General features: G+C 45.4%; 13 protein-coding genes. 8 read left to right on the forward strand and 5 right to left on the reverse strand.

Annotated features, from left to right (window positions below):
• The first annotated feature begins 8 nt into the window (after positions 1–8).
• The 8 genes from nirD (at position 9) to K5609_RS19140 (ending at position 9,735) form a co-directional block, all read left to right on the forward strand.
• Positions 9–353: a nitrite reductase small subunit NirD gene (nirD, locus tag K5609_RS19105; protein WP_221075007.1), complete on the forward strand. Its 345-nt coding sequence runs from the start codon at positions 9–11 to the stop codon at positions 351–353.
• An 85-nt stretch (positions 354–438) separates the two neighbouring features.
• Positions 439–1,905 carry a NarK family nitrate/nitrite MFS transporter gene (locus tag K5609_RS19110; protein ID WP_221075008.1) on the forward strand — a complete coding sequence of 489 codons (1,467 nt, stop codon included), beginning with the start codon at positions 439–441 and terminating at the stop codon, positions 1,903–1,905.
• Positions 1,906–1,970: 65 nt separating this feature from the next.
• Positions 1,971–3,773, forward strand: a complete 1,803-nt coding sequence (locus tag K5609_RS19115) for a bifunctional protein-serine/threonine kinase/phosphatase (RefSeq protein WP_221075009.1) — start codon at positions 1,971–1,973, stop codon at positions 3,771–3,773.
• A gap of 90 nt (positions 3,774–3,863) precedes the next feature.
• Positions 3,864–4,070 (forward strand): hypothetical protein, encoded by a 207-nt coding sequence (locus K5609_RS19120; RefSeq protein ID WP_221075010.1) that lies wholly within the window; start codon positions 3,864–3,866, stop codon positions 4,068–4,070.
• A 293-nt stretch (positions 4,071–4,363) separates the two neighbouring features.
• On the forward strand, positions 4,364–5,389 hold the full coding sequence (locus K5609_RS19125; protein ID WP_221075011.1) for an ABC transporter substrate-binding protein: 1,026 nt from the start codon (positions 4,364–4,366) through the stop codon (positions 5,387–5,389).
• A gap of 7 nt (positions 5,390–5,396) precedes the next feature.
• Complete coding sequence (locus K5609_RS19130) at positions 5,397–7,775, forward strand: putative bifunctional diguanylate cyclase/phosphodiesterase (RefSeq protein WP_221075012.1); 2,379 nt, start codon at positions 5,397–5,399, stop codon at positions 7,773–7,775.
• A gap of 289 nt (positions 7,776–8,064) precedes the next feature.
• Entirely contained in the window at positions 8,065–8,295 is a 231-nt protein-coding gene (locus tag K5609_RS19135; RefSeq protein WP_221075013.1) for a hypothetical protein, read from the forward strand.
• Positions 8,296–8,385: 90 nt separating this feature from the next.
• Positions 8,386–9,735, forward strand: a complete 1,350-nt coding sequence (locus K5609_RS19140; protein WP_221075014.1) for an MATE family efflux transporter — start codon at positions 8,386–8,388, stop codon at positions 9,733–9,735.
• A 67-nt stretch (positions 9,736–9,802) separates the two neighbouring features.
• On the opposite strand, the gene K5609_RS19145 is transcribed toward K5609_RS19140, so the two are convergent.
• From K5609_RS19145 to ftsY, 5 genes are all read right to left on the reverse strand, one after another.
• The gene (locus tag K5609_RS19145) at positions 9,803–10,402 is read right to left on the reverse strand and encodes a hypothetical protein (RefSeq protein WP_221075015.1); all 600 of its coding nucleotides are present in this window, start codon (positions 10,400–10,402) and stop codon (positions 9,803–9,805) included.
• 117 nt (positions 10,403–10,519) lie between these two features.
• Positions 10,520–10,924, reverse strand: a complete 405-nt coding sequence (locus K5609_RS19150; protein ID WP_221075016.1) for a hypothetical protein — start codon at positions 10,922–10,924, stop codon at positions 10,520–10,522.
• Between the two features lie 416 nt (positions 10,925–11,340).
• Positions 11,341–12,300, reverse strand: a complete 960-nt coding sequence (ftsX, locus tag K5609_RS19155) for a permease-like cell division protein FtsX (RefSeq protein ID WP_152783351.1) — start codon at positions 12,298–12,300, stop codon at positions 11,341–11,343.
• Positions 12,300–12,977, reverse strand: coding sequence for a cell division ATP-binding protein FtsE (gene ftsE / locus K5609_RS19160; protein ID WP_016402274.1), 678 nt, complete (start codon positions 12,975–12,977; stop codon positions 12,300–12,302). The genes ftsX and ftsE overlap by 1 nt, the downstream gene beginning before the upstream one ends.
• A 35-nt stretch (positions 12,978–13,012) precedes the next feature.
• The gene (gene ftsY / locus K5609_RS19165; protein WP_221075017.1) at positions 13,013–14,404 is read right to left on the reverse strand and encodes a signal recognition particle-docking protein FtsY; all 1,392 of its coding nucleotides are present in this window, start codon (positions 14,402–14,404) and stop codon (positions 13,013–13,015) included.
• Positions 14,405–14,444: the final 40 nt, after the last annotated feature.

Consider the following 14,444-nt stretch of genomic DNA (forward strand, 5'->3'; position numbering starts at 1 on the left):
GGAGAGTGATGATGAGTGAATTAGCTACAGAAACTTGGACCGAAGTTTGTCGCAAATCGCAGCTTAGCCCAGGAACCGGTGTTTGTGCCTTAGTTAAAGGCAAACAAATCGCCATTTTCTGGGAAGGAATTAGTGACCAAATATTCGCCATAAGTAACTACTGCCCATTTGGCAAAGTAAACATGTTGTCCCGCGGCCTAATTGGAGATTTCAAAGGCGAGCTAATGGTGGCATCCCCTCTTTACAAGCAACGCTTTAGTTTAAAAACCGGCCAATGCCTAGACGACGACAGCGTCACTATTCCTACCTTCCAAGTGAAGGTGGAAGGTGACAGCATCAAAGTCGCCGCTTAATAAAAAAACTTAATAAAAATAATACTAAACCACGCCGTTACGGCGGCGTGGTAGGAACCGCTTTTACTTTTTTAGAGATATGATGATGAGTGCAGAGAGATTTAACCTTTTTTCCTTTAGCGGAAAAATGAAGATACTTCACATGAGCTGGATGGCTTTTTTCATTACCTTTTTGGTGTGGTTTAACCACGCGCCATTAATGGGTAGCATCGCAGCTAGTTTAGGCTTAACGTCTAGCCAAATCAAAACCCTACTTATTCTAAACGTAGCCTTAACCATTCCTGCGCGAATTGTTATTGGTATGTTCACCGACCGTTTTGGTCCGCGCCTAACCTATTCAACCCTATTGGCAGTATGTTCAATCCCATGTTTTATGTTTGCCTTTGCTAATAGCTTTGAGCAAGCCGCTATCGCTCGTTTCTTATTGGGCTTTATTGGCGCAGGTTTTGTAGTGGGTATTCGTATGGTATCGGAGTGGTTCCCAGCTAAAGAGTTAGGTACTGCAGAAGGCATTTACGGCGGTTGGGGTAACTTTGGTAGCGCAGCTGCGGCAATGTTATTGCCTACACTAGCCATTGTATTTGGTGGTGAAGACGGCTGGCGTTACGCAGTTGGCCTTACCGGTTTAATCAGCTTAGTGTTCAGTGTTATTTACTACAAAAACGTAAGCGACACGCCTAAAGGCTCTACCTACTTTAAGCCAAAAAATGTTGGCGCAATGGAAGTAACCACCAAAGGTGACTTTGTATTACTGCTAATTATGAAGGTTCCAATGTATGCCACCCTTGCTTTGTTAGCATGGAAACTGTCTCCAGCTGGCGTAAAAATGCTAAGCCAAGAAGTGGTATACGCTTGTTACGCAGGCCTAGTAGCCTTATACGTTCTGGATTTTTGGAAAACTTACCAAGTAAACAAAAACATCTTTGTTAAGCCAGTTCCAGAAATTGAACAATACAAATTCAAGCAAGTAGCAGTATTAAACGTATTGTACTTCGCAACCTTTGGTTCAGAGCTAGCAGTAGTCTCTATGTTGCCATTGTTCTTTAGCGAAGTATTCGAACTAGATATGGTTTACGCGGGTTTACTCGCCTCTGCTTATGCCTTTATGAACTTAGCCTCTCGCCCAGGTGGCGGTTGGATTTCGGATCGATTTGGCCGTAAGAAAACCCTATTGGTATTAACAGCTGGTTTAGCCCTAGGCTACTTTGGCATGGGCCAAATTGACGGAACTTGGCCACTATTTCTAGCAGTAGCAATGGCAATGGCATGTTCATTCTTTGTACAAGCTGGTGAAGGCGCTGTATTTGCCGCGGTACCGCTAATTAAGCGTCGCTTAACCGGTCAAATTGCCGGTATGACAGGTGCATACGGTAACGTGGGCGCAGTATTCTACTTAACCGTGTTAAGCCTAGTAAGCTACCAAGCCTTCTTCTACGTAATTGGTGCCACTGCGGTGTTAGGTTTTATCGCCTTATTGCTTCTAGAAGAGCCGAAGGGCACTATTGCTGAAGTAGGCCCAGATGGCGAAGTAACGCTAATCAATGTTAGCTAAGCCAGCCCCGTATAGCGGCGTGCGCCTTAATTGGCCACGCTGCTTACCTCAAGGAAGCGATCTTAGTGTTAGAAGAACAACAAGCTGCAGTGGCCACCCCAGCCAGCAGTAACCGAGTTAGTAACAGCGAAAAAGCATCCTCTGAAGCTAGCAACAAGTTGGAGGCGTCTTTCGGAGGCGCCTCCATTCCTGGTCCTAAACCAGAAAACCAAGATGCATGTGTAGCTAAAATCCCAGAGCCTTGGACCCGATACTACAAAGGTGTTGTAGCAGTACTGGCCGACGGTTTAAGCAGTGCAGAACATGCCAAAATGGCCGCCCAAATCTCGGTTACCCAATTTGTTGAAGACTACTACGCAACCCCAGAAAGCTGGTCGGTAAACAAATCTACCGCTCAAGTCGCCAAATCGCTGAACAATTGGCTATTCCAACAAGGTAAACAAACTGGCTCTTACGCCTGTACCCTATCAACACTAATTATTAAATCGCGAGTCGCCCACCTTTTTCATGTGGGTGACAGCCGCATCTATCGCTTTCGCGCGGGCAAACTACGCCAGCTAACCCGTGACCATGTACAAATTCGCGGTAAACAAAAAAACCACCTCACTCGTGCTATGGGTGTGGACTCTAGCCTCGAGTTAGATTATTCCACTCGTACCGTAGAGACTGGCGATATCTTCATGTTAACCAGTGATGGTGTGCACGATGCGTTAAGTGAACAACAACTGGTTAAGCTACTACAAGCTAAGTTTTCAAGCCTAGAAGAACAAGCCACTGCCATTGTTAATGCTGCGGAATTAGCAGGCAGCGACGACAATATTAGCGCCATGCTAGTTAACGTTGATAACGTGCCTGAAGCCGAGCTAGATGAAAGCCGCGCACAGCTGCTGCACTTGCCTATTCCACCGGTAATGTCGGTTGGCAATAAAATCGACCAATACCGCGTTAGTGAGATCCTTCATACCAGCCCGCGTAGTCATGTGTATTTAGTCGAAGAGCTAGATCAACAAGGTAATAGCAATGGTCGAGTACGTATTCTTAAAGCGCCCGATGCCAGTATGGCCGACGACCAAGAATACTTTGCCGGCTTTGCCCGTGAAGAGTGGGTTGGCCGCGTAGTAAGTAATCCTTATATAATGCGCACCTTCGAGCCTATTGGTACTCGCCGCTTTCGTTACTTAATCGCCGAATACGTTCCAGGCATTACCCTTCGCCAATGGATGGATAAACACCCTCACCCACCGATTCAGCAAGTTGTGCGCATGCTGCAAAAACTGGCTAAAGCCTTGCGGGCCTTACGCCGTTACGAAATGGTGCACCGCGATCTTAAACCCGAGAACATTATTATCACCGCCGACGACCAACTTAAACTGGTCGACTTTGGCACAGTGCAATCGGCCGAACAACTTGAGCAAGATGAGAAAAACACCACACCGGTTGGCTCGGTACAATACATCGCACCAGAGTATTTAGTGGGTGAAACGGGTCGCCATCGTAGCGACATTTTCTCGTTTGCGGTGATTGCCTACGAAATGCTCTCAGGCAAGTTGCCCTACAAACAAGCCAGCCGAGAGCAAATTGCTCAGCGAAATTACAGCGACTGGCATTATCAAAACATTCAGCATTTCCGCAATGACATGCCCGACTGGTTAGACGCTGCCTTAGAGCAAGGCTGCCACCCTAAACCGCAGCAGCGTTATCAGAGCTTGTCGGAGCTTATTCATGACTTACAACATGCCAATCCCAAACTTAAAGCCAGCTATCAAGCCAAACCCTTAATCGAGCGTAATCCGGTGCGTTTTTGGCAATCAACCACCTTATTTTTGCTGCTAGTGGTGATATGGCAGTGGGCCAGCCAACTAAATTAACTTTCATAAATATAAAGTTGATTTGCATAAAGGCTTAGTTACTAGGAAGTGCCTAGTATAAGCGCAATTTCTTGCTAGTTTGTGGTCAGCATGTCGTCTACTACCCAGAGTAAAACCCTACAAAAAGGCCTGTTTGGAATGGCCTTGCCTATTTTTGGCGAATTCATGCTGAATATGTCGGTACCGGTATTTGACGCGCTATTCCTTAGCCAAGTCTCTGATCAAGCCGCCGCTTCGGTAGGCGCAGTGATGCCTTGGTTCTCTATGGCAATTGTATTTTTCTCAGCCACTGCATAGCGGGCACAAGCCTCGCATCACAATACATGAACAAACGAGACTACCTGGGCGTTAATCTGATGTTGGTAGGCCTACTATTGTGGCAGTTATAGCGAGCCCGTTCAACGGCGGAGGTCCCGCGGCCAATTCATTGCATAATCAGTGAAGTCACGCACACAAGGGCGGTACAGTTCGCTATAAATTATGTGTAAGTCAAACACTCTGCTATTTTCACTAAGGCCTTAGTAGTAAAAAGGTTATACTGCATATTAGAGTTACCTGAATTACTGACTTTTTCCGAGCAAGGACTGCCTATGAATCTGCATACACTTAAGCTAATAACCATTTCATTGTGCTTTAGTGCAAGCAGCAAAGCTGAAGACATCACTATCTACAATTGGATTAATTACTTAAGCCAAGACGTCATTGATGATTTCACTCAAGCTACAGGGCATAGCGTCAACTACATCACTTATGACGATGAAGACATACGCGATACAGTCATCACCAGTGAGCGCGGCAGAAGCCTTGACTTAGTGGTACTCGATAGCATTAGCTTGCAGATTATTGCAGAGCAAGGCTTATTCAGAAAAATACCCGCTCACCTTCAAAGCGATAACTACGATAAACGCTGGTTAGAAGCCTGCGGTGAATACGGTATTCCTTATTCCTGGGGTACAACCGGCATACTCTATCGCTCATCGCTAACAAAGGCCCCTCCGCAATCTTGGGCAGAACTATTCAAACCCGCCCCAGAGTTTCAAGGCAAAACGGTCATGTACCTAGATCTCCATGATGCGATTGGTTCAGCCCTGTTAGCGGCTAAAAAGTACCCTTTTAGTGAACAAATTGATGATTTAAAAGCCGCTTTTGCTCTAATGCAGCAGCAGCAACCGCATCTTCTCGCATCCGAGTATGGCTTAGCCTATGCGGAACGACATGGCACCAACAGCCAAATGGGCTTATCCTTTGGTTACTCTGGAGACCTGTTTTCGCTGAAAGAAGTCACTCAGCAACAAGACTGGAAATATACCGTCCCCAAAGAAGGTAGCCTGCTATGGGGTGAGTGTCTTGCCGCACCTAGCAGCCATGAGATCAGCACGGCTACAATCGCTTTTATTGAATACTTAAATCAGCCTGAGGTCGCAGCAAAAAATGCCCAAGATATATGGTTTGCTACACCTAACCTAGAGGCCGTAAAACTAAGTGATGAAGAATATCAGCAAGATGAAGAACTGTTCCCTAATCAGCAGATTTTGAACAAAAGTCACCCTTATATAAGGCTCAGTGCAGAGGCTCTTCACCTAAGAGTTCGCATGCTAAATACATTTAAGCGGTAAAGTAATAATGAGCTTAAGCCAACGTCTTTTGGTCATGCTGCTCCCTACAATATTACTTGTGGTGTTTTCTGCCGCTTGGTTCACCTACCTCGGCTTAGCTCAACTCACTCGCACCAGCTTACAAAGTGGTTTAGAGCAAGAAGTTGGCTTCTTAGTTCGTCAAATGAAAGAAGAAGTGAAGTATAGCCACTCGGCTTTGGCCCGTTTTCTAAGCAGTGCCCAAAGCATTAGGTATTTAAATGCACTCGACTATGACGAACTAAATACCGATGAATTCACTCGTTATACCCATGAAATGGATCTACATCGTATCGCAGGGCGACTACAAAGAAGCCAGCCCAATATTTCACTTATTGCCATTACCACCAAAGCCCTACAGACCAAATTAGTGGTTGGTGGCCAAGATCCATTTTCAGGCTTAACTGTTCCAAATTGGCTTAAAAAACATTTACTGAACACCCAATCAGCCGTAGCCAACTCCCCTTCAGGAATGAACTTGCTCTACCGTGATAACAATGGCGAAATCAAGTTTGCCTTAGCTAGGGCGGTCTCTTCCCATCTGTTATTAGGAGATACAAGTATCGCCAATGACCCCGACTATTTTTTTGGGATCATCATAGCCGATGTAACCTCAATCAAGGACACCTTACCTAAACTTAAGCAACGCTACGAACAGCTATCAATAGACATTTCGGTTAGCTCGGATGCAAGCTTTGACACCAGTGAAGCAAAAATCACTAGCCATTGGCGCGATGCGACTTTAGTGATTAAAATCGAGCATGCATTAATGCAGGCAAAAATTGAGCTAGAGACAGCTAAAGTATCTGCCATCACAGACTTACAACAACAAGTTGCACTTAGCGCTCTAGCCTTGGCTCTGCTCACTTTTTTATTAATTAGCCTGATCATTCAAAAACAAGTGCTCGCTCCTATTCAAGGAGTACTTGCTGACATCAACAGCAGCAAAACGTCAGAGACATTGTCATTACGTTACAAAAATAGCCGAAATGAAGTAGCCCAACTTAACAACGGCTACCTAGAGCTGTTTGACCTACTTTATGAGCAGGCCGAAACCGACTCGCTTACCGGGCTCTCTAACCGACAAAGTTTTCATCAACAATTACAGCGCCATATCGCTCGAGCAAGCCAAGAGGGAAGTACCTCAGCTTTACTTTACATTGACTTAGATAACTTTAAGCGAGTTAACGATCACTATGGGCACAATGAAGGAGACCGACTACTTCAGCTGTTTGCAGCAAAACTGGTGAATACAGTTAGGCCAAATGACACTGTAGTTAAGAGAGACCAACGCCACGTATCTCGCTTAGCCGGAGACGAATTTGCAGTAATTCTCAACAACCTACGCTCTCCAGAGATTGCAGCGAAGGTGGCTCAACGAATCTTAGATATTTTAAAAAACGGTATTGAAGTCAACGGCCACAATCACCCTGTACATGCCAGTATAGGTATTGCTCTAATCCCGCAGGATGGCGAGAGCCTAGAGAGCATCCTCAACCACGCCGACGCAGCAATGTACCAAGCCAAAAAGCGGGGCAGGAATCGCTTCCAGCTCTTCAATGAAGATATTGCGAGAGCGATGCGCGAACGTGCGATGATTGAAGATACACTTGAACTAAGCTTGCAGGAGCAAACTTTCCAATTAGTCTACCAACCCGTCATTGATGCCGACACGCTGCAAACCGTTGGCTTTGAAGTATTAATACGCTGCCCTGCCTTGCAAAGCAAAGGCATTGGGCCAGATCGCTTTATCCCAATCGCAGAGAGCTGTGGCTTAATCAAGAGAATTGACATGTGGGTACTAGAACGGGCTATTAGTAAGTTAGAGCAGTTGCAAACGCGTCACCAATTTAACGGCTCTATTGCGGTAAACGTCTCTGCAATGGAATTACAAAACGACCAGTTTCCTCAGCAACTTAAAGCACTGTTTGGCAAATATCACGTTCAGGCGAAGTACTTAGAGCTAGAAATTACCGAAACAAGCCTCGTTGATATAAATGAGAAAACGCTGCTGGCTTTAAACAAGCTGAAAGCGCTGGGACTGCGCTTATCTTTAGATGATTTTGGTACCGGTTATACCGCTTTCAATCAGCTAATGAGCTTCCCTGTAGACATTCTTAAAATTGATCGTAGCTTCGTGCAAGCGATTGGAGAAGCGACAGATAATTCCATGATTGATATTATCTTCACGCTAATTGAACACTATCAATTAGAGGTGATCGCAGAAGGCATCGAAACCGAGCTACAAGCCAACTATCTACGACAACTTGGTTGCAAGAAAATGCAAGGCTACCTATTTAGTCAACCGTTACCTGAAAATGCCATAGAGGCATGGCTAGAAAACCACTTCAAACGACTAGAAGCTTAAGTGCTCATCGCTTTATTCAACAATAAAAAAATTAGGCTAGATGCCAGTCCTCTAGGGCCAACACATTGAATTGAATTGAACTGTTCTGCCTGCGTGTAAATCACGTCACTGAATAGAATATATTACACATGCCAATTCCTCCGCTAATGTCGCTTGGTAATAAAATCGCCCAATGCCGCGTCAGTGAAACCCTGCATGCCCGCCCAACAAACAAGCCAGCCGTGAGCACATTGCTCAGCGAAATTACAGCGACTGGCATTATCAAAACATTCAGCATTTCCGCAATGACATGCCCGACTGGTTAGACGCCGCCTTAGAGCAAGGCTGCCACCCTAAACCACAGCAGCGTTATCAGAGTTTGTCGGAGCTTATTCATGACTTACAACATGCCAACCCCAAACTTAAAGCCAGCTATCAAGCCAAACCCTTAATCGAGCGTAATCCGGTGCGTTTTTGGCAATCAACCACCTTATTTTTGCTGCTAGTGGTAATATGGCAGTGGGCCAACCAACTAAATTAACTTTCATAAACATAAAGTTGATTTACATAAAGGCCTAGTTACTAGGAAGTGCCTAGTATAAGCGCAATTTCTTGCTAGTTTGTGGTCAGCATGCCTTCTAATACTCAAAGTAAAACCTTACAAAAAGGCCTATTTGGCATGGCTCTGCCGATCTTTGGCGAGTTTATGCTAAACATGTCGGTACCGGTGTTTGACGCACTCTTTCTTAGCCAAGTATCAGACCAAGCCGCGGCCTCGGTAGGCGCAGTAATGCCGTGGTTTTCCATGGCCATCGTGTTCTTTTCCGCCACTGGCATTGCAGGTGCCAGTTTAGCCTCACAATACATGGGCAAGCAAAACTACCCTCGCGCAAATTTAATGCTGGCAGGCCTGCTTATCTTAGGAGTGTTAGCGGGTTTACTGTGTGGCCTATTTTTTGTTACCCAAGCCAATAACATCGGTCATTGGATGAGCCTACCACCTGCAATGAGTGACTTGGCCGCAGAGTACTTGGTGTTAGCTGGCGCAGGTGTCGGCTTTATGGGCCTACGCATGACGCTGGCCAATATCTGTAATAGTTACGGGCAATCCCACTGGAACACTATCTCCGCAGCGCTGATGCTGGTCACCAACATCGTGGGTAACGGAATATTAGTGCTGGGTTGGTTTGGTGTAAGCCCAATGGGCGTAACCGGGGTGGCCATTGCGAGTTTAATTGCTTGGGTGCTTAGCTTAAGTTTTAGTTTAGTGGTGGTGCTATTTCTGATTAAAGTGAAATTGCCTTTGGCTGACGCCTTAAAACAGCCCAGCCTTAGCTTAAAGCCTATTCTAAAAATTGCCGTGCCCTCAGCGCTAGAGCCATTTTCTTACCAAAGCTTTGTGATGGTCATGAACTTGATGATTGTACAGCTAGGCGAAACCTCTCTCACTGTGCGCATTTACGCACTCAATATCTATGTTTACTGCACCATGATGCTGGTAGCAATAGGCATTGCCAATACCATGCTGGTAACCCAACTTGCAGGTGCTGGCCATTTTGAACGCTGCCACCAACAAATGCGCCAAGGCATGCGCTGGGGCTTAATAGCGGTGGCTATTGTTGCCAGCATTATCTTTATCTTTCACCAAAGCTTACTGGGTTTATTTACCAGTAACCCAGAAGTACTCGCCCTAGGCGTGGTGGTATGTTTGATTCACAGCCTTAACGAACCGCTAAGGGCAATTAATATAATCAGCGGCAATGTATTGCGCGGTTGTGGTGACGCAGTGTTTGTTACCGGTAACGCCATTGCGGTTACTTGGCTATTCTCAGTACCACTGGCCTACTTTACCGGAGTTTACCTAGGTTATGGTTTATATGCGGTGTTACTCGCAGGCATGGTAGACGAGTTCCTACGTAGCCAAATAAACTGGCGCCGCTGGAAGAGCGATAAATGGAAGCGGAAGTTGGCACCGGATTAGCAATAGTAAATAATTTGAGACAAAACGCCTTAAGACTTAGGAGTTTATACCTCAATGAGCGAGCACATTAGCGGCCGGCTGGATTTGAATTGTTATATTGCGAAACCCACTCTTTTAGTTCTGGCCACCAAATGTCTTTAACATCTGTGTCCCTTGGGGTTTTCGCATTAGACTTGGGTTTAAGTTTGCGGTCTTTTGGGACATTAAACATACTCCCCCAATAAGGCGGAGGTGTTAAGCCGTTTGGCACAACTGGATTTTCGGCCATACTATCTGTATTGGCGTCAACAATTTCATCTTTAGTTGCAACCCAATAATGCACCCACGAAAAACCATTACTGTATGTTGCTTTTCCAAGCATGACCTTTGAGTAAATACCAATATGATTCAAGGCTAAACTGAGCAACATTGCAAATTGCTGGCACATTTCGGAACGACCAAAAAGGTTTTCGTCCACCAATGAGGCAACTTTGTCTATCAAAGCTTTACGAAACTCATGATTGAGCAGTACGGAATCATCTACAAGCGTTGCGGATGGCAGAGTACGTTCTCCATTTTGTTTCTGCTTTCGGATACGTTCCGCGATCTTTCTTTGCTCAGGGTAGGCAACTTGAAGAAATTCTTCAGCAGTAGCATTTTCAGCCGGGGAAATTTCTCGTAGTTCCATTCTTTCTCCGAATATCAATCAGTAATATATCGCAGCAATAAGTGACAAAAAATACCTGGCTATACTTTGTGAGGCACGAACAAAAGCCAGTTGTTTTTGTCCAACTCGATTGCCTTGTTATATGCTGGTTTCAAGTGCTACGCAATTAAATTCACATGATTTTTCAAAGAGTAACTTGAAATATTGTAAACACTCATCAGATGCAGTCATCTTTTCTCGTCCAAGTAACTTTTCAGTAAATGAGCGATGTTTATCAACTTGGAATACCCACTCAAGCTCAGAAGTTGGATCGTCGCCATCTTCAAAATAAGCAATAGCCCCAACTAAATACTCTCGTCCTTTCCATTCAAGAAGACTATACCACCCCCAATCTTCTGCATCAGGATGATCAAAACCAAGTTCAGTAGGAAGCTCTTTTTCAAGCCAAACCAGTAACGACTGTCCATAGATGGGATTGATCGGATTCTCATCTTCTTTAGAGACATCAAACTTAGAAGTTTTAAAACCAATAGTAAATGGCATAACTCCTCCATGAGCATACAACATTTGATTATTGCGACCCTGCAAGCTTAGCAACCTTGTAAGGTAGCTGGATTACTATACACAGATAAGCCAGCAAGTATTAAAAAGCCTAAAACAATCATGCTCTAACAATACTTTTAATAACCACAACTAGCTCAATAAATATAGTTTTCTCTTGTTTACTCTTCCCTCCCATTCATTATCGCCGAGTCACGCAAGTGCTAAGCGATTAAGCCGAGCATTGTTTGAGCGTAGCGAGTTGCACAGGCGCGCTTGGCACTGAGTAACGAGGAAAAAAGATAATGTGGGGCAGCCTTTCTTTTGCTTCGTTTTCTTTGGCTGTTCAAAGAAAATGATGTCGCCGAGAGGCGAAACGCAATAAAGCAGACAAGTGTAATGCTTGCCTGCATACAGCACTAGCTCGGCTCTATCTGCTTAATATGGCGATTTACCGAGAACCATGATGCACCTAAACCCAGTAAAGTTGCAAATAAGATTAACCAGCCAAACTCTTGAATGCTTAGACCCGAGAGGTAAATGTCTTGTTGGTACAACAAACCGATTTGCTGCAGGGCGTACTCGGTCCAAATAAGCAGAATATTACACAATACCCAAGCCATTAAGCCGCCTACAATGCCAAACCAAAATCCGGTATATAAAAACGGCCGTTGAATAAAGGCGTCGGTGGCGCCGACCAACTTCATAACTTCGATTTCGTTACGACGATTGAGAATGTTTAATCGCAGGGTATTACTTACAATTAAAGCCACCGCAGTGAGCAACAGTATAATCAGCAGCCAAGCGGCTTGCTGCAGCATGCTTACAATGGTGTCTAAACGTTGAAGCCATTCAACATCTAAACGGCCTTCTTCAACCAAGCTATGCTCTTGCAAACTGTCGAGTAAGGTTTTTGCAGCGCTAGCTGAACTGTACTCGGCACTTGGCAGCACCAGCAATACATCGGGCAAGGGGTTTTCTGGTAATAAAGCAAGTACGTCTTCAAAGCCGCTGTTGGCTTGAAACTCGGCCAAGCCCTGTTGCTTGGTAACCAGCTCTACAGCGGCCACTTGCTGCATACTGGATATATTTTTTTGCAATAAATCGCGCTGTTGCTCGGTAACGTTTTGTTTTAGAAACAAACTAATTTGAGCATCACTTTTCCAGTAAGCAGTAAGCTGTTGAACATTTTTGGTGGCCAAATAAAAGCTTGCAGGCAAAGCCAAACAAACGCCGATTACCGCTAAAGTAAGCATTGAGCTAGCAGGGGTGCGCCAAAGCTCGCCTAAGCTGGCAATACATTGCTGTAGATGGCGTACCCAAAACATCATAAAGCGTACCGGAAACGCGACTTTCACTTGCGGTTTAGCGCCAGCCATTACTGCACCTCCTCTGCTTGAGAGGCATTAAGCAACTGACCATTTTGGAGAATAAGTCGCTGATAGTGCATTTTAGCGATTAGGCTTAAATCGTGACTTGCGATAAGTACCGCAACACCCACGCGGTTGAACTCTTCGAATAAGCGGAAAATCTCTAAGGACAATGCTGGGTCTAAGTTACCAGTTGGCTCATCGGCGATCAAAATAGCAGGTTTGTTGACTACAGCGCGCGCAATGCCTACTCGCTGCTGCTCACCACCAGAGAGAATAACCGGAGTGCAATTAGCTTTATCTAACAGCCCCACTTTATCGAGGGCAGCGGCAACACGGCGTTTAATATTGCCCATGCTATAGCCTTCAATCACTAAAGGCAGAGCAACATTGTCGAATACCGTGCGGTCCATTAGCAGTTTGTGATCTTGAAAAATCACACCCATTTGACGGCGAAGATAAGGAATTTTTCGATGAGTGATACGACTAATATCATCGCCATTTACCCATACTTTACCGTCGCTGGGGCGCTCCATGGCGGTGATAAGTTTGAGCAAGGTACTTTTTCCTGCGCCAGAGTGGCCGGTTAAAAAGGCCATTTTTCCCTGTTCTAGTTGAAACGAGACTTTTTGTAAGGCTCGCTGGCTACCTGGATAAATTTTACTTACTTGCTCAAACCGGATCATTCCTAGACCTTTTTTACTGTTTAGGCAGCGCTTAACTACGCCTCTTCACTCTCTTCGCTGCTAAATAGCGCATCAACAAAGGGTTGTGACTCAAACTCGCGTAAATCATCAATGCCTTCACCCACACCAATATAACGAATAGGCAAAGCAAACTTGTCGGCTAAGGCAAAAATTACCCCACCTTTAGCGGTGCCATCTAACTTGGTAAGTGTTAAACCCGTTAAGCCCACCGCTTGGTTAAATAAGTTAGCTTGGCTAATGGCATTTTGGCCAGTGCTGGCATCAATAGTTAACATAATTTCATGAGGAGCGGCATCGTCGAGCTTTTTCATTACTCGTACAATCTTCTTCAACTCTTCCATTAGATGCGCTTTATTTTGCAAGCGACCTGCTGTATCGGCAATCAATACATCTACATTTCGTGACTTAGCTGCTTGAAAAGCATCGAAAATTACCGAAGCACTGTCGGCGCCAGTGTGTTGTGCAATTACCGGGATCTGATTACGTTCACCCCACACTTGCAGCTGCTCTACCGCTGCGGCGCGGAAAGTATCACCCGCGGCCAACATCACCGATTTACCCTTACTTTGATATTGCTTGGCAAGCTTACCAATGGTGGTGGTCTTACCCACACCATTAACCCCAACCATTAAGATAACAAACGGTCCGTCGCTACTATCTAAATCTAAAGGCGCTTCAACTTGATTAAGCATACTTGCCATATCGAGTTTTAGTTGCTGGTATAAGGCTTCACCATCTTGTAGGTCGCTACGTTTAACGTGACTGGTGAGGTTTTCGATAATCTTTAACGTGGTATCAACGCCAACATCTGCCACCAATAACTGTTCTTCTAATTCTTCAAACAGCTCATCATCAATCTTTCGCCCTTTAAAGAGAGAAAAGAAACCCCAACCAAAATTCTTACGGGTGCGCCTTAAGCCAGCACGCAAACGGGCAAACAAGCCCATTTTTTTCACTGGCTCAGCAGCTTGCGACGCTGCAGCTAGCTCGGCTTCTTGTTCAGCCTGTGCCGCTAGTTCGGCCTCTTGTGCTGCTTGGGCCTCACGTTCTGCTTGGGCTTCGCGTTCTGCTTGTGCTTCACGTTCTGCTTGGGCTTCTCGCTCTGCTTGAGCTTCGCGTTCAGCTTGAGCTTCGCGTTCTGCTTGGGCTTCGCGTTCTGCTTGTGCTTCGCGTTCTGCTTGTGCTTCGCGTTCTGCTTGGGCTTCGCGTTCTGCTTGTGCTTCACGTTCTGCTTGCGCTTGGCGTTCTGCTTGGGCTTCGCGTTCTGCCTGTGCTTCGCGTTCTGCTTGCGCGTCTAACTCAGCTTGCTGAGTATCTTGTTGTTCTGCGGCGGGATCGCTTGATTGTTGTTGCTCGTCATCTTTTTTTCGGCCAAACCAAGAAAATAGGCCCTTCTTTTTTGCCATTACTGCAAAACCTTTTTTACCAGTAAACGACGTTGGCTGT

Origin of the sequence: Agarivorans aestuarii, assembly GCF_019670125.1 — a bacterium.
Classification (GTDB): domain Bacteria; phylum Pseudomonadota; class Gammaproteobacteria; order Enterobacterales; family Celerinatantimonadaceae; genus Agarivorans; species Agarivorans aestuarii.

What these genes read in the sequence shown, in the direction of transcription:
- ftsY (WP_221075017.1), bottom strand. Translation starts at nt 14,404, where the DNA reads ATGGCAAAAAAGAAGGGCCTATTTTCTTGGTTTGGCCGAAAAAAAGAT.
- K5609_RS19120 (WP_221075010.1), top strand. Translation starts at nt 3,864, where the DNA reads ATGTCGTCTACTACCCAGAGTAAAACCCTACAAAAAGGCCTGTTTGGA.
- K5609_RS19135 (WP_221075013.1), top strand. Translation starts at nt 8,065, where the DNA reads ATGCCCGACTGGTTAGACGCCGCCTTAGAGCAAGGCTGCCACCCTAAA.
- ftsX (WP_152783351.1), bottom strand. Translation starts at nt 12,300, where the DNA reads ATGGCTGGCGCTAAACCGCAAGTGAAAGTCGCGTTTCCGGTACGCTTT.
- ftsE (WP_016402274.1), bottom strand. Translation starts at nt 12,977, where the DNA reads ATGATCCGGTTTGAGCAAGTAAGTAAAATTTATCCAGGTAGCCAGCGA.
- K5609_RS19145 (WP_221075015.1), bottom strand. Translation starts at nt 10,402, where the DNA reads ATGGAACTACGAGAAATTTCCCCGGCTGAAAATGCTACTGCTGAAGAA.
- K5609_RS19110 (WP_221075008.1), top strand. Translation starts at nt 439, where the DNA reads ATGAGTGCAGAGAGATTTAACCTTTTTTCCTTTAGCGGAAAAATGAAG.
- K5609_RS19125 (WP_221075011.1), top strand. Translation starts at nt 4,364, where the DNA reads ATGAATCTGCATACACTTAAGCTAATAACCATTTCATTGTGCTTTAGT.
- K5609_RS19130 (WP_221075012.1), top strand. Translation starts at nt 5,397, where the DNA reads ATGAGCTTAAGCCAACGTCTTTTGGTCATGCTGCTCCCTACAATATTA.
- K5609_RS19150 (WP_221075016.1), bottom strand. Translation starts at nt 10,924, where the DNA reads ATGCCATTTACTATTGGTTTTAAAACTTCTAAGTTTGATGTCTCTAAA.
- K5609_RS19140 (WP_221075014.1), top strand. Translation starts at nt 8,386, where the DNA reads ATGCCTTCTAATACTCAAAGTAAAACCTTACAAAAAGGCCTATTTGGC.
- nirD (WP_221075007.1), top strand. Translation starts at nt 9, where the DNA reads ATGATGAGTGAATTAGCTACAGAAACTTGGACCGAAGTTTGTCGCAAA.